Origin of the sequence: Erythrobacter sp. HI0063, assembly GCF_001635685.1 — a bacterium.
Taxonomy (GTDB): Bacteria; Pseudomonadota; Alphaproteobacteria; order Sphingomonadales; family Sphingomonadaceae; genus Qipengyuania.
Genome location: NZ_LWFF01000300.1, coordinates 1 through 17,801 on the forward strand (window position 1 = coordinate 1; position 17,801 = coordinate 17,801).

Here is a 17,801-nt window from a genome sequence, read left to right on the forward strand (position 1 = left end):
GTCTTCGTCGTTTCCGACCGTCCGTTGAACGAGATCGTCTCCGCGCTGAACGCCGTCTTCGGCGATTGGCAGGCTCCGAATGTGGCGAAGGGCACCAAAAGCTTTGGCAGCATGGCGGCCATGCCGACCGAGCCGCGCATCGTGCTGATCAACCGCCCGAACTCGCCGCAAAGCTTCATTCTGGGCGGCCAGCGCACGCCGGTCGATCCGCGTGAGCCGACCTATGTCGACTTCCTTAACGCCAACAACGCGCTAGGCGGCAATTTCCTCGCGCGCCTCAACATGAACCTGCGTGAGGACAAGGGCTGGAGCTACGGCGTGCGCGGCGCGCCGCAGACCAACGAGAACGCGGTCGGCTATCTCATCTCCGCCCCGGTCCAGGCGGACCGGACGGGCGACGCGCTGGCCGAGCTGATCCGCGAGACGGGCGAATTCCTCGACAGCGACGGTGTCACCGATGCCGAGCTGGAGCGGATCGTCACGGCGCAGATCGGCGAATTGCCTGGCCAGTTCGAAACCTCGGGCGCGGTCCTCGGCGCGATGCAGCAGAACGCGCTCTATGGTCGTCCCGACAATTACTACGAGACGCTGGCGGCCCGCTACCGCGCGCAGACGGGTGAAAGCCTCGATGCCGCAGTCCGCGCCGCGATCGATCCGGACCGCTTCGTCTGGGTCGTGGTCGGCGATGCGAGCGTGGTACGCCCGCAGCTCGACAGCCTCGGTCTCGACATCGAAGTACGCGAGATGGGCCAGTAAGGTCCGGCTCAATCGCGCTTATTGACATTCGTGTCAGCAAGCGCGATTGAGCGGGCCGTAATTCGAACTGCCTCAACCCTCTTTCAGGCCCTATCTCAGGCCAAATTTCAGGAGAGAATTTATGTCCGTAGCCGGAACCTACGATACCGTCGTCAAGAGCCCGATGGGCGACCAGAAGGGCACCTTCACCGTGGTGCCGGGCGACGATGGCAACACCTTCACCGGCTCGATGGCCGGCGGCATGGGCTCGATGGACGTCAAGGACGGCACCATTGCGGGCGATACGCTCAAGTGGAAAATGGACATGACCGTCCCCATGCCGATGACGCTCGATTGCGAAGCCACCGTCAATGGCGACCAAATGACCGGCAAGGTCAATGCGGGCGCATTCGGCGACATGGCGCTGACCGGCGAACGTCAGGGCTGATCGCCGTCGAAACGACATTTGAGGGGCCGCCGGAGCGATCCGGCGGCCCTTTTCGTTTGCGCGCCTACGTCGGGTGCGGAACCCGCCGGCCCCTTCGCGGCTTGAGGTAGCAGACATGGACGACGACTTTCCCGACACTTCCGATTCATCCCGCAACCGCGCCGTGCCCAGCAGCCGGGTGGCGCGCCTCGGCACGTTCGGGCGGCTGGCAGGCGGCGTCGCGGGCGGCGTGATCGGGGAAGGCGCGCGGCGGCTTGCGCGAGGCGAGCGCCCGAAAATGCGCGACCTGCTGCTGACGCCCGGCAATGTCGGCCGGCTCGCGGACCGGCTGTCGCATCTGCGCGGGGCGGCGATGAAGCTTGGCCAGATGATTTCGATGGACGCGGGCGATTTCCTCCCTGCGGAGCTGGCCGCGATCATGGCGCAGCTGCGCGAGCAGGCCTATCGCATGCCGCCCAAGCAACTCGGCGACGTGCTGGCGCGCGAATGGGGCGCGGACTGGAAATCGCGCCTCTCCGCCTTCGACGCCAATCCGATCGCAGCCGCCTCGATCGGGCAGGTCCATCGCGCGCGTCTGCCCGATGGGACCGAGCTGGCGATCAAGGTGCAATATCCCGGCGTTGCGCAAAGCATTGATGCCGATGTCGACAATGTCGCGACGCTGCTGCGCGTTTCCGGCCTGTTGCCACGCGAACTCGATCTCGGCCCGCTGCTGAACGAAGCCAAACGGCAATTGCACGAGGAGGCCGATTACGAGCGCGAGGCGGGCGAGATGCGGCGCTTCGCCGATTGGCTGGAAGACGATGCCCGTTATCACGTTCCGCGCCCGATCGAGGCGTTGACGACGTCGCGTATCCTGGCGATGGAATTCGTGGCGGGCGAGCCGATCGAAGCGTTGGAAACCGCACCGCAGGTGATACGCGACACCGCGATGCGCGACCTCATGGCGCTGGTGCTGCGCGAGCTGTTCGAATTCGGCGCGATGCAGACCGATCCCAATTTCGCCAATTACCGCTACGACCGCGAAAACGAACGGTTGGTGCTGCTCGATTTCGGCGCGGCGCGCGATCTGAAACCCGATACGGCGGAAGGCTATCGCGCCATCCTCGCCGCGGGACTGGCTGAGGACCGCGCGGCTGTGCGCCGCGCCACCATTGCGGCGGGCTTTCTGGGCGAAGCGGCGGCGGAGCGGCACGGCGCGCTGGTGGATCGCATGATCGACATCATCGTGACCGAAATGAACCGCCCCGGCCCCTTCGATTTCGGGGATCGCGCTTTCGTGTCCACTTTGCGCGAACAGGGCATGGAAATGGCCGCCGACCGGGCGACCTGGCATATCCCGCCGGTGGACACGCTGTTCGTCCAGCGCAAGATCAGCGGCACTGCGCTCCTCGCCGCGCGCCTGAAGGCCCGCGTGGACGTGCGCGATCTCGTCCGGCCCTACGTCACGACATGAAAAAGGGCCACCGGATCGCGCCGACGGCCCCTTTCTTTGTCGCGAACGGATCGGATCAGTCGACGATGTCCATCTCATCGATCAGCGCGTCGGCGCCATCGACCTTGTCCATCACCCACAGCATGTAGCGCGTGTCGACATGGATGGTCCGCGTGGTCTTGGGGTCGAAATCCCAGTCCGAATTGACGCTTTCGTACGTCCCGTCGAACAATAGCCCGACCAGCTCGGCCCGCGAATTGAGCGTCGCCGAACCGCTGTTCCCGCCGGTCGAATCGAGGTCGGATAGGAAGTTCACCGGAACGCTGCCGATGCTGCCGAGCTTGTAGGGCCCGTAATCGCGCTGGCGGATTTCCTCCAGCTGCTTGGCGGGCGCATTGAAGGGATCTTCGCCCGTGTCCTTCTCCAGAATGCCTTCCAGCGTGGTGAAGGGCAGATAGGCCATCCCGTCGCGCGGAACGCCGCCCAGCACCTTGCCATAGGTCACGCGCAGCGTGCTGTTGGCGTCGGGATACGTGACCACGCCCTGCGAGCGCTGCCAGTCGGTGATCGCTTCCATATAGGTCGGTCGCACCGCCAGCATCCGGCCCGCGCGCGCTTCGCCCTCGGTTTCCTGCGCCCGCTCGTAATCGTAGAGCGCCACGGCGAGTTTCATGAAGGGATCGCCGCTCGCTTCCAATTGGGCGGGCGTCGCATCCATCAGGGCCAGCCGCTGTTCGGCAGTGTCGAGATCGGTCTGGGCGTAATAGCCATCGAGCCGCTGCGACAGCGCGGCGCGATCGACTGTGCCGGTCAGCCCCAGCGCATTGTCGAGAACGGCCACGCGCTCGCTCGCCGGTTGATCGAGATACTGGTCGAGGAACAGCATCCATTCCGCCTTGTCGACCGCCGGATCATAGCGCCGGTCGAGCGCCTGGAGGCCCTGGCGGAAGAAGGTCATGTCGCGTTCCTGGTAACCCGGATCGCGCTGCGCATTGGGCTTCTGCCGCTCCTTCGCCAGACGATACAGGCGCTGCGCAGTGCTCAGCATCTGCGAATTGGTGGCGTAATTGTAGAGATAGTTCTCCCGAGCCGCTGCCGCGCTTTCCGCGCTCAGCGCCTGAAGATCGCGGACTGCGCGGCCATATTGGGCGCGGCTGCGATCCTGTCCGATCCAGTCCGCCAGCGACGCCTCGCGAATACGCCGCCGGTCGATCAGGCCCACGCGGCGTGCGCCTTCGATCTGGCCGCGCAGATTCTTCTCGTAATTGTTGAGGCCCGCCAGGCGCGATTCGTATTTCACCCGCGCGTCCGATCCTTCGGGCGCGGTTTCCTCGATCGTGTCGATCCACTCGTTGAGCATCGTCACCATCGTCGGATACTGCCAGCCGAAGGTGTTCTCAACCTCGGTCAGCGTGGCGTAGCGCGAGGTCGAGCCGGGATAGCCCGCAGCCATCACGAAATCGCCATCCTCGAGGCCGGCGCGGCTCACCTTCAGATGGTGCTCGGGCTTGAACGGCACGTTGTCGGGCGAATAGTCCGCAGCCGTTCCGTCGGGCGCGACATAGGCGCGGTAGAAGGCGAAGTCGCCGGTGTGGCGCGGCCACATCCAGTTATCGATATCGCCACCATATTTGCCGATCGAATCGGCAGGCGCATAGACCAGCCGCACGTCGCGCACTTCGAGGCGCTTGATGAGCTTGTATTGGTCCCCGCCGTAGAAGCTCGCCACGAGGCAACGATAGCCTGCGTCCTGCTCGCATTCGGCAGTGATGTCCTTCATGCGCTGCTCGATCGTGTCGTAACGCGCATTGGGCGTGAGGCTCTCGGTCCCTGCGCGCATCCGCTCGGTCACGTCGCTTTCCGCGACCGTCACGTAGATGCGCGAACCCGGGGCGGCCTGCAATTCGGCGCCCTTGGTCTTGGCGAGGAAGCCGTTTTCGAGATAATTGTTCTCAGCGGTGGAATTGTACTGCACCGATCCGCGCGCGCAGTGATGGTTCGTCACCACCAGCCCTTCGGGCGAAACGAAGCTGGCCGAACAGCCACCCAGAGAGACGATCGCGCCCATCGGGAAGCCGGTGAGGTCGCTCAATGCCTCGGGCGAGATTTCGAGGCCCGTTTCGCGCAGATCGGCGGCGATTTCGGGCAATTGATCGGGCGTGTACATGCCCTCTTTCGCGGCGGCGGGCATCGCGATGGTGGCAGCACCGGCGAGCAGCGCGGCGATGGTAACGTGTTTACGCATGATATGGATCGGTTCCTTTCCCCGACGCGCTTTAGGGGCGCGTCCTGCGGCATGGGCTAGGCCGATCGCGGACGCGCTTCAAGCGAGCTTATCGGCGAGCGACTTGAGCGCTCTACCGGGGTCGAGCGTCAGATATGCGCCCGCACCGCCTGATAGGCCGCCGCCGCCACCGTGTTGGCGAGATTGAGCGAGCGTACCTGGTCGGATCGCATCGGCAATTTCACGAGCGCATCGCGATGGGCGGCCAGAATCGGCTCGGGTATCCCCTTGGTTTCGCGCCCGAACACCAGATAGGCGTCCGCCGGATAGTCGGGTTCGTAGAAGCTGCGGGTGGCGAATTCCTCGAACAGGAACATCTGGTCGCCGCGCGGCGCGCGCTCGGCCATGAACGCCTCCCACGAAGCGAATTCGACCAGCCGGATATGCTGCCAGTAATCGAGGCCGGAGCGCTTCACGCGCTTGTCCGAAATCTCGAAGCCGAGCGGGTGGATCAGCACCAGCTCCATATCGAGCGCCACACAGGTGCGCCCCACCGCGCCGGTGTTGCCGGGGATCTCGGGCTGGACGAGGACGATGGAGGTCACTTGGTGCCGCTCGCCGGTATGATCGCCCTGACAGTGTAGTCCCCTGGCGGAAGCAACAGCGGAATATCTTCGCCGGGTTCCAGATAGACACGGTCCATCGGCACGGCGGAAAAGGGATCGCCCGCCCGGAACGCTTCGACGATCAGCGGCCCGGCGCGGTTGCGCAGCTCTGGCGACAGGTTAACTTCGGCGTCTCCGACCTCGCGCCGCCACATTGGACGGCCGCGTTCGAAACGCGCCACCGGCTGCGACAGGACCAGATCGACCAGCCCCGCGGGTTCGTCCTGCGGCAGCTCGGCGAGAAACGGCAAGCCGCCATCGCTCCGGCATAGCGTCTGAGAGACCGTGAGCGGATCGATACCCGTCAGCGCCTTGAGGCGCGCCGCCATCCAAAGGTTCTCGCTTCCGTCTCCGTTCGTGAGCGGGACCTCGCTCGCATGCGAATAGCCGACATGGACGATCAGCTTTTCTTCCGAAGCCATTGTAGCGAGGATTTGCGCCAAATTGGCTGCCTGCGCGGTTTCGCGCGCGCGGATCGACTCGGTCATGTCCGCATCCCGCCCGGCGGACTGGCTTTGGGTTTCCTCATAGGCAGCCAATCGGTAACCCAGCGACCTTGCCAGCCCTATCGTTCTGCCGAAAGCGGGCTCTCGCGAATAATAGCCGTCCGACGACGAGGCCCAGCCGAGCCCGGCATTGTCCTCCACCGGGTCGGCTTCGTTCTCGGCATTACTGAAGGTTTCCGCAGCGTAGACCGTAAAACCGAGCGGTCGAAGCGCCGATAGCAAGCGGGCAACCGTGTCGCGATGGCGCGTTACCGTGTGGCTTTCATTGACGATCACCACCCGCGTCTCGGCGGCGTGCCGCGTTATTTCGGCGATCGCATCGTCCAATCCCGAAACCGCCGGTCGCACAGGAGTACAGGCCCTGGCGCGATATTCGCGGTCGCCGGTCTGGGCAGCGCGATCCTCGCGCCCCAGCATGGACCATTGCTGGGTGACCATGCTCTCGTGATCGGTGGCTGATGGCACCCGATAGAGAAACGCCTGATGCGTCCGATCGGCGGGTATCGGAGCGCCCGCCAGCGTGAGAGTGACCGGCGATCCGGTCGGCTGGACCGTGGCACACGCAGCCAGCGCGAACGCACCGAGAAGCGATGCGGCTCGGGCCGCGATCACCCCAGCCGGTCCTTCAGGATCTGGTTCACCACTGCCGGATTCGCCTTGCCTTGCATCGCCTTCATCGTCTGGCCGACGAAGAAGCCGAACAGCTTGTCCTTGCCGCCGCGATATTGTTCGACCTTGTCCTGATTGGCGGCGATGATGGCATCGACCGCTTCCTCGATCGCGCCGGTGTCGCTGACCTGCTTCAGGCCCTCCGCATCGGCGATTTCCTCGGGATCGCGGCCGGTCTTGAGGACGATCTCGTAGATCTCCTTCGCCTGCCCGCCCGAAATCTCGCCCTTGTCCTGCATGGCGAGGATGCTCGCCTGCGCTTCCGCCGTCGCGTTGGCGGGATCGGCTTCGTCGCCCAGCGACTTCATCACGCCCGGCGCCACGGACAGCGCCCAGTTCGCGGTCTGCGTGGCGACCTCGGCTTCGGGCTTGCCGATCTTTGCCGCCACCGCGCCCAGCAGCGTTTCGAAGCGGGCATAGGTTTCGACCTCGGCGGTCAGCTCACGCGCATTATAGGGCGTGAGGCCCAGCTCGCTTTCATAGCGCCGCCGCTTGGCGTCGGGCAGTTCGGGCAGCGAGGCGCGGCATTCGTCGAGGAAGCTTTCCTCCAACTCCAGCGGCAACAGATCGGGATCGGGGAAATAGCGGTAATCGTGCGCGTCTTCCTTCGATCGCATGGTCCGTGTGGTGCCGGTGCCGGGATCGAACAGGCGCGTTTCCTGATCGACCGTGCCGCCATTTTCCAGCACATCGACCTGACGATTGGCCTCGTATTCGATGACCTGCATGACGAAGCGCACGCTGTTGACGTTCTTCGTCTCCGTCCGCGTGCCGAATTCCTCGCCCGGCTTGCGCACGCTGACATTGACGTCCGCGCGCATCGAGCCTTCTTCCATGTTGCCGTCGCACGATCCGACATAGCGCAGGATCGCGCGCAGCTTACGCACATAGGCTCCGGCTTCGGCGGGGCTGCGCATATCCGGACGGCTGACGATTTCCATCAGGGCGACGCCGCTGCGGTTCAGATCGACATAGGACATGGTCGGATGCTGATCGTGCATCAGCTTGCCCGCATCCTGTTCGACATGGATACGCTCGATCCCGATGATCTTGTCCTGCGCGATGCCGGCTTTCTCGTCCGCTTCGATCAGCAGCTGCCCTTCACCCACGATGGGGTGGTAGAGCTGGCTGATCTGGTAGCCCTGCGGCAGGTCGGCGTAGAAGTAGTTCTTGCGGTCGAACCGGCTGTAGCGGTTGATCTGCGCCTCGATCGCCATGCCAGTGCGCACTGCCTGGCGGATGCATTCGCGGTTCGGCACCGGGAGCATGCCCGGCATTGCGGCATCGACGAGGCTGACCTGCGAATTCGGCTCCGCCCCGAACGCCGTGCTGGCGCCCGAAAACAGTTTGGCCGCGCTGGTCACCTGCGCGTGGACTTCGAGGCCGATCACGACCTCCCATTCGCCCGTCGCGCCCTGGATGCGGTACTCACTCATCGTCCATCACCTTACCGTCGGAATCGAAGCGCGCCTCGCCGGTCTTGCCCCGGCTTGCGACCCAGATCGGGACCACGCACAAAGTCACGAGAACCGCGATCGACGCGATCCATTCGACAGGGCCCCAGCCTAGCACCACCAAGCCTCCGGCTTCGCGACGAACCCGGCGCGCTGTTCGATCGCGAGGCCTGCGTTCAGCACGCCCTGTTCGTCGAAAGGCTTGCCCACGATCTGGAGGCCCAGCGGCAGGCCGTCCGAATTGAGACCTGCGGGCACGCTCATCGCCGGAAGCCCTGCGAGGCTGGCGGGCACGGCGAACACGTCGTTCAGATACATGGTCAGCGGATCGTCGTTGAGCGATCCCAGCAGGAAGCTCGCCGTCGGCGTCGTGGGCGCGAGGATCGCGTCGCATTCGGCCCATGCGTTCTCGAAATCCTTGGCGACAAGCGCGCGGACCTTCTGCGCCTGCGTGTAATAGGCGTCGTAGAAGCCTGCGCTGAGCACATAGGTGCCGATGAGGATGCGGCGCTTGACCTCGTCTCCGAACCCGTCCGCGCGCGTGGCGGCGTACATGTCCTGCAGGCCCGCCCCGTCCGGCAGATCGCGCAAGCCATAACGCACGCCGTCATAGCGGGCGAGATTGCTGGAGGCTTCGGCGGGCGCGATGATGTAATAGGCGGGCAGCGCGTATTTGGTATGCGGCAGGGAGATATCGACGATCTCGGCCCCTGCATCGCGCAGCCATTCCTTGCCCTGTTCCCAGCTGTCGAGGATTTCCGCGTCGGTCCCGTCCATGCGATATTCGCGCGGGATGCCGATGCGCTTGCCCTTGAGATCGGCGTCGAGCGCGTCTTCCCAGTTCGGCACGTCCATCTGGAGGCTGGTCGCATCCTTGGGATCGAAGCCCGCCATCGCTTCGAGCATGATGGCGCAATCTTCCACGCTGCGCGCCATGGGCCCCGCCTGGTCGAGGCTACTGGCGAAGGCGACGACGCCCCAGCGGCTGCAGCGGCCATAGGTCGGCTTGATCCCGGTGATGCCGGTAAAGGCGGCGGGCTGGCGGATCGAGCCGCCGGTGTCCGTACCGGTAGCGGCGGGCGCGATGCGCGCAGCGACGGCTGCCGACGAGCCGCCGGACGATCCGCCCGGGCTCATCGCGGCATTGCTGCCTTCTTTGCGCCAGGGCGAGGAAACATTGCCGAAATAGCTGGTCTCGTTCGACGATCCCATCGCGAACTGATCGAGATTGAGCTTGCCGAGCATGCCCGCGCCCGCTTCCCACAATTTCTGGCTGACCGTGCTTTCGTAGCGCGGCACGAAGCCTTCGAGGATGTGGCTGGCAGCGGTCGTCTGCACGCCGTCGGTACAGAACAGATCCTTCATGCCGATGGGCACGCCGCCCATTTTGCCCAGATCCTCGCCCTTCGCGCGCTTCGCATCGATGGCGTCGGCAGCGGCCAGCGCATGATCGGGGGTAGTGACGATGAAGGCGTTCAGCGCGCTCGCCTGTTCGACGGCAGCGTTAAAGGCTTCGGCGGCTTCGCGCGCGGTGAAATCGCCTGTGGCGATTCCGTCGCGCAGGGCCTTTACGCCCAGTTCGGTCAGGTCGGTCATATTATTCGATCACCTTGGGCACGCCGAAAAAGCCGTGTTCGGCGGCAGGCGCATTGGCGAGCACATCCTCGCGCCGCCCGCCCGCGGTCTGGGGAATGGCGTCCACCTCGTCTTCGCGCAGGCGCAGCGTATTGGGGATGACGGCGGTCATCGGCTCTACGCCGGTCACGTCGACCTCTCCCAATTGCTCCACCCAATCGAGGATGTTGTTAAGTTCGGGCACCATGCTGTCGAGCGCATCGTCGCCCATGCGGATGCGCGCCAGGGAGGCGATCTTCGCCACTTCGTCTCGTGTAATCGACATGGTCAGCGCGTTAGCCGCGCCGCCCGCCACCTTCAAGCGCGAGCTTGCGATCCCGGTCCGATCGTTTCGATTCCCAGGTGTACCGCGATCACTCGCTCGGGGGAGGCGGAGGGGCTGCGCCCTCAGCGCCCGGCGCGCCGGGTGCACCCTGCATCTGCAGCGCCTGTTGCAGCGTCTGGAGGCGGCGTTCGAAATCCTCCGCGCTCATCGCTTCGATCAGTTCGACTTCGAAGATCAGCGGCGAATTCGGCGGGATCGGCGATCCGGGGGGCGGCTCCGCTCCGTAACCCTCGTCGCCCGGAATGGTCAGCCGATAGGTGCCGCCCGGCTGCATCTGCTGGACGCCTTCGGAAAAGGCCGGGAGCATCCGGTCGAGCGGCAGCGGCGTGCCTTCGGGGAAGATGCCCTGGACCGGCAGCGGGATATCCTGCGATTCGTCGAACACCGTCCCATCGGGCAGCGTGCCCTTGTAGCGCACGAACACGACGTCATTGGCACCCGGCGTCGGGCCGGAACCGGCGGTCAGTTCTTCCAGATCCGCCCCTTGCGGCATCGCGGCCCAGGCCAGTCCGGCGCCGAATACGATGGCGGCGAGAATGCCGAGCCACAGCTTGGCAAGCGAGCCCTTGGCGATGGGATGGAGGGGAACGCGGGTGATCTCGGTCATGGAAACACTGTCCTGCAAAGGCCCCGAAAATCGACGGGGCCTGATACGCAAAAGGGCGCGGATGGCTCCGCGCCCTCATGGCTTTTCTGCGTCAGGCGCGCAACGGCTTACTTGATGCCGTCGCGTTCCATACGCTTGCGCTCCAGCTTGCGGGCGCGGCGCACGGCGGCGGCCTTTTCACGGGCGCGCTTTTCGCTGGGCTTTTCGTAATGGCGGCGCAGCTTCATTTCGCGATACACGCCTTCACGCTGCAGCTTCTTCTTGAGCGCGCGCAGGGCTTGATCGACATTGTTATCGCGAACCATGATCTGCATAAAACTTCGATACCTCGACTAACGGGCCAGAGCCCGCAGCGCGGGGTTCGCCTCCTTGAAACGATTTCGCCAGACTAACGAAAAACGCGCCGAATCCGTTCCGGATCGGCCCTATCGGCGCGCTGTTACGGATTCGGAGCGCGAAATGCAAGCCGCTAGATCGCCCGAAACCCGCATCAGCCGGGATGACGGCTGGCTCGCATGGCGCTAGGGAGAGGCCCTATGTCCTCAACTTCCTCCTTCTCCCCCACCGTCGCCACGCTGCATGTCGCCATCGGCGGCGCGGTGGGCGCGGTGCTGCGCTACCAGCTAGGGCGCGCTATGACCGTCTGGCTCGGCGGGCCCGCCATGTCGATATTCCCCTGGGCGACGCTGGCCGTCAACGCGCTCGGCAGCCTGCTCATGGGCATGCTGGCGGGCTGGCTGGTACGCCACGGCGCCGTCGGATCGGGGCAAGGCAGCGAGCAATTGCGCCTCCTGCTCGGCGTCGGCCTGCTGGGAGGGTTTACCACTTTCAGCGCCTTCAGCCTCGAAATGGTGCTGTTGATAGAGCGCGGCCAGTTCGCGCTCGCCGGACTTTATGCGATCCTGTCCTTCGCGCTGGGCATCAGCGCGCTTCTGTTCGGCCTGACTGTGATGAGGAGCTTCGCGTGAGCATTTCCGACGAAGTACGCCAGTTCACCGTTGCGGCGGACGATGAGGGCATCCGGCTCGACCGCTGGTTCAAGCGGCATCTGCCCCAGATCGGCTTTGCCACGGTGGGCAAATGGGCGCGCACCGGCCAGATACGCGTGGACGGCAAGCGCGCCAAGCCCGACGATCGGCTGGAGACCGGCCAGATCATCCGCGTCCCGCCCGGCGGCGAGGCGACCGGCCGCCCACAGCGCCAGCGCCGCGCCTTGAGCGACGACGATGTCTCGCTGGCGAAGGACATGGTAGTGCTCGAAACGAAGGCCGCCCTCATCCTCAATAAGCCACCCGGCCTCGCCACGCAGGGCGGCACCAAGACCACGCGCCATGTCGACGGTCTGCTCGATGCCTATGCGGGCGAGGACGATCCGCGCCCGCGCCTCGTCCATCGGCTCGACAAGCATACCAGCGGCATCCTCCTGATCGCGCGTACGCCGGGCAGCGCGGCCTTTTTCTCCAAGCGTTTTTCCGGGCGCAGCGCCAAGAAGGTTTACTGGGCGCTTGTGGTCGGCGTTCCCGACATCCGCGAAGGCACGATCGACGCCCCGCTCGCCAAGCAGCCCGGCTCGGGCGGCGAGAAGATGCATGTCGATCACGAAGGCGGCCAGCCCGCCAAGACCCGATACCGCGTGGTCGAAGCGGCGGGCAAGAAAGCCGCTTGGCTCGAACTGGAACCGATGACCGGGCGCACCCACCAATTGCGCGTCCACTGCGCGGCGATGGGCCATCCGATCGTGGGCGATGGGAAATATGGCGGGCAGGACGCTTTCCTGACCGGATCGGTCAGCCGCAAGATGCATCTGCATGCGCGCCGCCTGATCATCGACGAGCCGGAAGGCGGCACGGTCGATGCGACCGCCGACCTTCCCGAGCATTTCGCATCGTCGATGGATCAGCTGGGCTTCAATCTTTCGCTGAGCGACGCGGCGCCTCTGCGCGAGGATACGGTGCCCAAATCGCGCGAGGAAAAGAAACAGGCCGCACGTCAGCACGCCAAGCAGTACCGCAAGGCCCGCCGCGGCGAACGCAAGACGCGCGTGACCTCGAAGCCGGGAAAGGCCGCGAAGAAAGCCGGTGGGAAAACCGGCGGCAAGCCGGGCGGCAAACCCGCGGCCCGCCCCTCGGCCAAGGCCGGAGCCAAACCGAGACCCAAGCGCTGATGAACCCTTCGAGCAAGACCCACTGCGTCATCTTCGATTGCGACGGCACGCTGGTGGACGGCCAGGCCTCCATTTGCGAGGCGATGGAGACCGCGTTTGCCGGAGCGGATCTCGCCCCGCCCAGCCGCAACGCGATCCGCCGCATCGTCGGCCTCAGCCTGCCGCAGGCGCTGCGCGAGCTCGTGCCCGATGCCAGCGACCGGCAGCGGGCCGTAGTGGTGGACGGATACAAGAGCGCCTTCTTCGCCGCGCGCACCGAAGGGCGGCTGCACGAACCTCTGTTCGACGGCATGGAGGACCTCCTCCGCCGCCTGCATTCAGGTGGCCGCACGCTCGGCGTGGCGACGGGAAAGAGCGACCGGGGCCTTGTCTCCTGCCTTCGCTCGCACGGGATCGCGGATCTGTTCGTCACTCTCCAGACCGCCGACCGGCATCCCTCCAAGCCGGATCCCGCCATGCTCCAGGCCGCTCTGGCCGAGGCGTCCAGTACACCGGAAAGCGCCGTGATGATCGGCGATACGAGCTTCGACATGGAAATGGCGCGCGCTGCCGGCGTGCGCGCGATCGGCGTATCCTGGGGCTATCATGCGCCGGAGGAATTGCTGGAATTCGGCGCCTGCGGCGTGGCGAACACGATGGCCGAGCTGGAAGCGCTGATCGATGGCTGAGCGGGATAACGGACACGATCCCGCGATTGGTCGGTATTACCTGCTCCAGCTCGTGCGCGTGACCTGCGCGGCGGTGGTCCTGATCGGCGGCATGGTGATGACGGGCAAGATCGGCGCACCGGAATGGCTCGGCGCCCTGGCGCTGGTGGCAGGCGCGGCGGGGTTCTTCACCCTGCCCAACCGGCTGGCGCGCCGCTGGCGGACGCCCGACGCATGAAACGCTTCTACACAGACGTGGCGGTCGCCTCGCGCGGCGATGGTTTCGCGGTGCTGCTCGACGAGCGGCCCATCCGCACGCAAGGCGGCGGCGTCGATCAGATCGTGCCGAGCGAGGCTTTGGCGCAGCGACTGGCGAAGGAATGGGCCGAACAGGGCGAAACGATCGAACCGGCCCGCTTCGTGGCGCGCGATCTGGCCGATCACGCTATCGACACGGTCTCGCCCGATCCGGCGAAGACCGTCGAAATGCTCCTCGCTTACGCCGACACCGATACGCTCTGCTATCGCGCCGAGCCCGACGAGCCGTTCTGGCACCGACAGCAGGCCGTATGGGAGCCGCTGGTGGCCGAGATGGAACGGCGCGAGGGTGTGCGGATGGAGCGCGTCAGCGGGATCATCCACCGTCCCCTGAAGCCCGACACACTGGATCGTCTGCGCGCACGCCTTACCGTGCTCGATCCGTTTCAGCTTGCCGCACTGGAAACCGTGACCGGCCTCGCCGCATCGCTCTGCATCGGCCTAGCCGCGCTGGAATCCGAGGCGGATGGCGACGCGCTGTGGGATGCCTCGAATCTCGAAGAAGACTGGCAGGCCGAACGCTGGGGCGAGGATGCCGAAGCCGCAGAGCGCCGGGCGCATAGGCGCGATGCCTTTCTGGCGGCAATGGATTTCGCGAACGCCGCCCGATCAGCGTGAACGCCGAGCCAATCGGATCGACGGACCCAAAACGTTAAAGGTTTTGCGTTAGCCGGCCCCCGCACGCCGACGCTGTAAGCAGGAACCGACCATCGATGCCGCAAGCTTTGCTGCCCTTCATCATGAATACGATGATTGCGGTCATGCTGGCCGCGAGTTTTCTGTTGATCGCCTATCTTAATCCAAAGGCCCGCGCGGCGCGCTGGATCGGCCTCAGCTTTCTGTTCGGTGCGATGGAGCCGGTCTCCAACATGGCAGTCGTCTTCGGTGCCGACGCTCAAACCATGCGGATCGTCGCCACAGCGTGTTTCCTGACTGGGCTGGCAATCCTGTCGCCCGCCCTTTCGCTGTTTCACGGAAGCAGCCCCATGTGGGCAGCTGCCTTCTGTCTTATCGCTGCCGGCATGGCCTATCGGATCGCAACGCTCGACACGCCGCGCGATTACCTGTGGTATCAGGTCGGCTTTCAACTGTGCTTCGCGCTCCCTGCCGCGCTGTGCGCCTTTACGGTTTGGCGTCACGCCCGCGCGACAGCGCTCAATCGCGTGCTGTTGTGGCTGTTGGCGATTACCAGCCTGCATTTCCTGCTCAAGCCGCTGGTCGCCATGCGCTGGAACACCGGCGCGAACGAGGCGGAGTTCGCGAGTACGACGTATGCGATCGTGTCGCAGGTCAGCTCCGGCCTCCTGCTGTTGGGCATCGGCCTCTTCATCCTGATTTCGGTCCTGCAGACGGTCGTCCAGACCAATCACGCCGAGGCGAGGCACGACCACCTTACCGGCCTGCCCAATCGGCGCGCGTTGCAGGAAGTTTTCGATGCGCTTGTTCAGGCCACGCCACAGCGGCCCGGACGGGACTTCCTCGCTATATTCGATCTCGATCATTTCAAGCGCATCAATGACAATTGTGGCCATGATAAGGGCGATCAGGTTCTGCGGGAAATCGCTGCCTGCCTGGACCGCAACCGTCCTGCTTCAGCCCATCTCGCGCGCATTGGTGGCGAAGAATTCATCTTGCTGCTTGCCGACCAAAGCATGGAAGGCGCAGCGTCCGTCTGCGAGACCCTTCGGCTTGCGGTTCGACAGCTTGCCTTGCCGGATGTTGACCGCCTTACGGTCAGCATCGGCCTGGCCACGATCCGCGCCGATGACAGCCTCGCGGAGAATATGCGCCGGGCCGATCAGGCTTTGTACGCGGCCAAGAACGGGGGCCGCGACCGGTGCGAATTCGCATGGCCTGAAACCAAGCTCCGATTATCCCTGGTTAGTCGGTCAAGCTGACGCGAACGATAAACGCCCGCGCCGGATCGGACTTACAATCTTGTAATTGGCTTAGCGTCGCGACCTCGGCTTACTGCGCTCCCCTTTGTTCTGGACGATGGTCCGAGAAAGGGGTTGCAGATGGAAGTCGATGTCAGGGAAATTCCGGGGCCTTGGGAACTTGGTTATGCGCTCGACCGGCATGTGGTGCGTAGCGAATATACAGGCGACAACGAAGAAGGTCGCCCCACATTCGATACGACCTACACGGAAGCAGGCAATGCCTTGCACCAATTGAAATACAAGCAAGGCTGGAAACTGAAGCACGACATCGCCCGCGCGCTCAACACGCATATCATGCCGAAACTTCCCGATATCGACCTGATTGTGCCGATCCCCGCCTCGACCAAGCGCCCCCGTCAGCCGGTGGACGAAATTGCCAGGGCACTTGGCGAGCGTGCTGGAATCCGCGTCGGCAGTCATTTGATCGAGATGAAAGATTCTTCGTCGGTGGCACCGAAGCTGAAAAGCCTGGCGACGAGAGAAGAAAAAGACGCGGTTCTCAAAAATCGTTTCAAGATCAACGTCGCGGCGCCCGTGCCTAGGGGCGCGAACATACTCCTGCTCGACGATCTGTTCGATACCGGCGCGACGATGAGCGCGGTCTGCACTCTCTTGCAATCGCATCCGAAGGTCGCGAAAATTTACGCCGCCGCCGTCACCAAGACAGGGAAAACATGACCACAGTCTTCATCGCAGGATCGATTGCGATCAAGCGCCTGCATCAAAAGGTGCGCGAGCGGATCGACAACGCGGTCGCAAGCGGTCTGTCCGTCGCCGTCGGGGATGCCGACGGGGCGGACGCGGCGATACAGGACGTGCTGGCATCGCTGAATGCGGACAAGGTCACGGTCTATTGCAGCGGCGAAACCCCGCGCAACAATCGCGGGCAGTGGCCGGTCCATCAGGTCTTCCCCCTCGCCGCGCCCGGCACTCGCGCATTCTTCACCGCCAAGGACATCGAGATGGCGCAGGATGCCGATTATGGGCTGATGATCTGGGACAGCAAGAGCACCGGCACCTTGAGCAATGTGCTGGAATTGCTCTCGCGCGAGAAGAAATCGGTGGTCTTCGTCAACAAGGCGCAGATCTTCGTAAAGGTGGCGAGCGTCGCGGATTTACGCGATCTCGTCTCTTACATGTCGGATCATGCGCGAATGAAGGCGGAACAGAAGATCGGCCTGACGAAACGCATCGCCGCGCTCGGTCAGGTGCAGATTTCCTTGCCGATGTAGAGCCGGGCGATCGAAACGCCGCTCCTCAACCAATCCAGGCCGCGACCTGACCGGCGACCTCGTTGGCCGCCTGATTCAGCGCCGGGCCGACACTGGCAACATCTGCGGTCACGCCCGGCACACGCGCTTCGAAGCGGCGTGTCTGGACCTGCGCGCCCTCGCCCGGGCGGACCGCATCGAATACCACGACCACACTCTGCGAACGGACATCGTAACCGAACTGGCGCAGCGTTCCTGTCAGCCGGTTCTCGGCCAGGACGCCGGGATCGTCCCCGTCGATCACGACGCGGTTGCTGCGGGTGCGGATGGTTTCGGCAATCAGGCGACGGAACAGCCGGGCCGGCTGCTCGACCCACACCGCGTCCTGAAGATAGGCGAGGCTCGTGTCGTCGATCTGGACCGGAACGCGCGTATTGCTGAGCGATGACGGCGCTTCGAATTCCTGAAGCACCAGCGCCGAGGCATCGGAGCCGCGCGCGCCCGAATTGGCAGGCGCAGTGGCCGTGGGCGTGAGCGTCAGGAGCTGGTCCGGCACGTCCGGTCCGAAGCTGAGGCACCCGCCCAGCAACAGCGCGGGGGCCAATCCGGCAAGAAGGCGAACGGAATTCATCGCGGGATATCCTCTCACGGCTCGTAATCGGGCAGAGGTTGGCTCGACAGCAAAGCGCCCGCGCCCTGTTCGTCGATCTTTTCGGTCACGTCGCGCAGCGCTTTGCTGGTGGCGCGCAGATCGCGCAGCGTCGCTTCGGCGGCGGGCAGCGTGCTTTCGGTCAGCTGGCGCGTGGCCGGACGCGCTT

Annotated in this window: 21 protein-coding genes and 1 pseudogene; 11 read left to right on the forward strand and 11 right to left on the reverse strand. The window is 64.7% G+C overall.

Annotation, left to right across the window (positions count from 1 at the left end; genetic code table 11):
* The 3 genes from A3736_RS10320 to A3736_RS10330 form a co-directional block, all read left to right on the forward strand.
* Positions 1–756, forward strand: a 756-nt coding sequence (locus A3736_RS10320) for a pitrilysin family protein (protein ID WP_197465584.1), incomplete at its 5' end; no start/stop codon positions are given.
* Between the two features lie 121 nt (positions 757–877).
* Complete coding sequence (locus A3736_RS10325) at positions 878–1,183, forward strand: hypothetical protein (RefSeq protein ID WP_067682626.1); 306 nt, start codon at positions 878–880, stop codon at positions 1,181–1,183.
* A gap of 115 nt (positions 1,184–1,298) precedes the next feature.
* Complete coding sequence (locus A3736_RS10330; protein ID WP_067682628.1) at positions 1,299–2,639, forward strand: AarF/ABC1/UbiB kinase family protein; 1,341 nt, start codon at positions 1,299–1,301, stop codon at positions 2,637–2,639.
* Between the two features lie 55 nt (positions 2,640–2,694).
* Here the strand turns inward: A3736_RS10330 and A3736_RS10335 are convergent, their stop codons facing one another.
* From A3736_RS10335 to rpsU, 9 genes are all read right to left on the reverse strand, one after another.
* Positions 2,695–4,863, reverse strand: a complete 2,169-nt coding sequence (locus A3736_RS10335) for a S46 family peptidase (RefSeq protein WP_067682631.1) — start codon at positions 4,861–4,863, stop codon at positions 2,695–2,697.
* Between the two features lie 128 nt (positions 4,864–4,991).
* Entirely contained in the window at positions 4,992–5,447 is a 456-nt protein-coding gene (locus A3736_RS10340; RefSeq protein ID WP_067682634.1) for a tRNA (cytidine(34)-2'-O)-methyltransferase, read from the reverse strand.
* Positions 5,444–6,625 carry a hypothetical protein gene (locus A3736_RS10345; RefSeq protein ID WP_067682637.1) on the reverse strand — a complete coding sequence of 394 codons (1,182 nt, stop codon included), beginning with the start codon at positions 6,623–6,625 and terminating at the stop codon, positions 5,444–5,446. Before A3736_RS10345 ends, A3736_RS10340 begins: the two co-directional genes overlap by 4 nt.
* The gene (gene gatB, locus A3736_RS10350) at positions 6,622–8,118 is read right to left on the reverse strand and encodes an Asp-tRNA(Asn)/Glu-tRNA(Gln) amidotransferase subunit GatB (RefSeq protein ID WP_067682640.1); all 1,497 of its coding nucleotides are present in this window, start codon (positions 8,116–8,118) and stop codon (positions 6,622–6,624) included. Before gatB ends, A3736_RS10345 begins: the two co-directional genes overlap by 4 nt.
* Complete coding sequence (locus tag A3736_RS17120) at positions 8,111–8,257, reverse strand: hypothetical protein (RefSeq protein WP_156502081.1); 147 nt, start codon at positions 8,255–8,257, stop codon at positions 8,111–8,113. The genes gatB and A3736_RS17120 overlap by 8 nt, the downstream gene beginning before the upstream one ends.
* A complete protein-coding gene (gatA, locus tag A3736_RS10355) occupies positions 8,248–9,732 on the reverse strand; it encodes an Asp-tRNA(Asn)/Glu-tRNA(Gln) amidotransferase subunit GatA (protein WP_067682643.1) in 1,485 nt (494 codons plus the stop codon). The genes A3736_RS17120 and gatA overlap by 10 nt, the downstream gene beginning before the upstream one ends.
* Before the next feature lies 1 nt (position 9,733).
* Positions 9,734–10,036: an Asp-tRNA(Asn)/Glu-tRNA(Gln) amidotransferase subunit GatC gene (gene gatC / locus A3736_RS10360; protein ID WP_067682672.1), complete on the reverse strand. Its 303-nt coding sequence runs from the start codon at positions 10,034–10,036 to the stop codon at positions 9,734–9,736.
* 88 nt (positions 10,037–10,124) lie between these two features.
* Complete coding sequence (locus A3736_RS10365) at positions 10,125–10,703, reverse strand: FKBP-type peptidyl-prolyl cis-trans isomerase (RefSeq protein WP_067682645.1); 579 nt, start codon at positions 10,701–10,703, stop codon at positions 10,125–10,127.
* Between the two features lie 107 nt (positions 10,704–10,810).
* Positions 10,811–11,017: a 30S ribosomal protein S21 gene (gene rpsU, locus A3736_RS10370; RefSeq protein WP_006834591.1), complete on the reverse strand. Its 207-nt coding sequence runs from the start codon at positions 11,015–11,017 to the stop codon at positions 10,811–10,813.
* A gap of 222 nt (positions 11,018–11,239) precedes the next feature.
* On the opposite strand from rpsU, the gene A3736_RS17125 reads away from it, so the two are divergent.
* The 8 genes from A3736_RS17125 (at position 11,240) to A3736_RS10410 (ending at position 17,004) form a co-directional block, all read left to right on the forward strand.
* Positions 11,240–11,671 (forward strand): CrcB family protein, encoded by a 432-nt coding sequence (locus A3736_RS17125; RefSeq protein ID WP_067682646.1) that lies wholly within the window; start codon positions 11,240–11,242, stop codon positions 11,669–11,671.
* Positions 11,668–12,867, forward strand: a complete 1,200-nt coding sequence (locus tag A3736_RS10380; protein ID WP_067682649.1) for an RluA family pseudouridine synthase — start codon at positions 11,668–11,670, stop codon at positions 12,865–12,867. The genes A3736_RS17125 and A3736_RS10380 overlap by 4 nt, the downstream gene beginning before the upstream one ends.
* A complete protein-coding gene (locus A3736_RS10385; protein WP_067682652.1) occupies positions 12,867–13,535 on the forward strand; it encodes an HAD-IA family hydrolase in 669 nt (222 codons plus the stop codon). The genes A3736_RS10380 and A3736_RS10385 overlap by 1 nt, the downstream gene beginning before the upstream one ends.
* A complete protein-coding gene (locus A3736_RS10390) occupies positions 13,528–13,752 on the forward strand; it encodes a hypothetical protein (RefSeq protein ID WP_067682655.1) in 225 nt (74 codons plus the stop codon). Before A3736_RS10385 ends, A3736_RS10390 begins: the two co-directional genes overlap by 8 nt.
* Positions 13,749–14,450, forward strand: a complete 702-nt coding sequence (locus A3736_RS10395) for an ATP12 family chaperone protein (protein WP_067682658.1) — start codon at positions 13,749–13,751, stop codon at positions 14,448–14,450. The genes A3736_RS10390 and A3736_RS10395 overlap by 4 nt, the downstream gene beginning before the upstream one ends.
* Positions 14,451–14,545: 95 nt before the next feature.
* Positions 14,546–15,730, forward strand: a complete 1,185-nt coding sequence (locus A3736_RS10400; protein WP_067682661.1) for a diguanylate cyclase — start codon at positions 14,546–14,548, stop codon at positions 15,728–15,730.
* A 120-nt stretch (positions 15,731–15,850) separates the two neighbouring features.
* On the forward strand, positions 15,851–16,450 hold the full coding sequence (locus tag A3736_RS10405; protein WP_067682664.1) for a ComF family protein: 600 nt from the start codon (positions 15,851–15,853) through the stop codon (positions 16,448–16,450).
* Positions 16,447–17,004, forward strand: a complete 558-nt coding sequence (locus A3736_RS10410; RefSeq protein ID WP_067682667.1) for a hypothetical protein — start codon at positions 16,447–16,449, stop codon at positions 17,002–17,004. The genes A3736_RS10405 and A3736_RS10410 overlap by 4 nt, the downstream gene beginning before the upstream one ends.
* A gap of 25 nt (positions 17,005–17,029) precedes the next feature.
* On the opposite strand, the gene A3736_RS10415 is transcribed toward A3736_RS10410, so the two are convergent.
* On the reverse strand, positions 17,030–17,614 hold the full coding sequence (locus A3736_RS10415; RefSeq protein ID WP_067682669.1) for an ABC-type transport auxiliary lipoprotein family protein: 585 nt from the start codon (positions 17,612–17,614) through the stop codon (positions 17,030–17,032).
* 14 nt (positions 17,615–17,628) lie between these two features.
* A pseudogene (locus A3736_RS10420) lies at positions 17,629–17,801 on the reverse strand (MCE family protein); the annotation flags it as partial.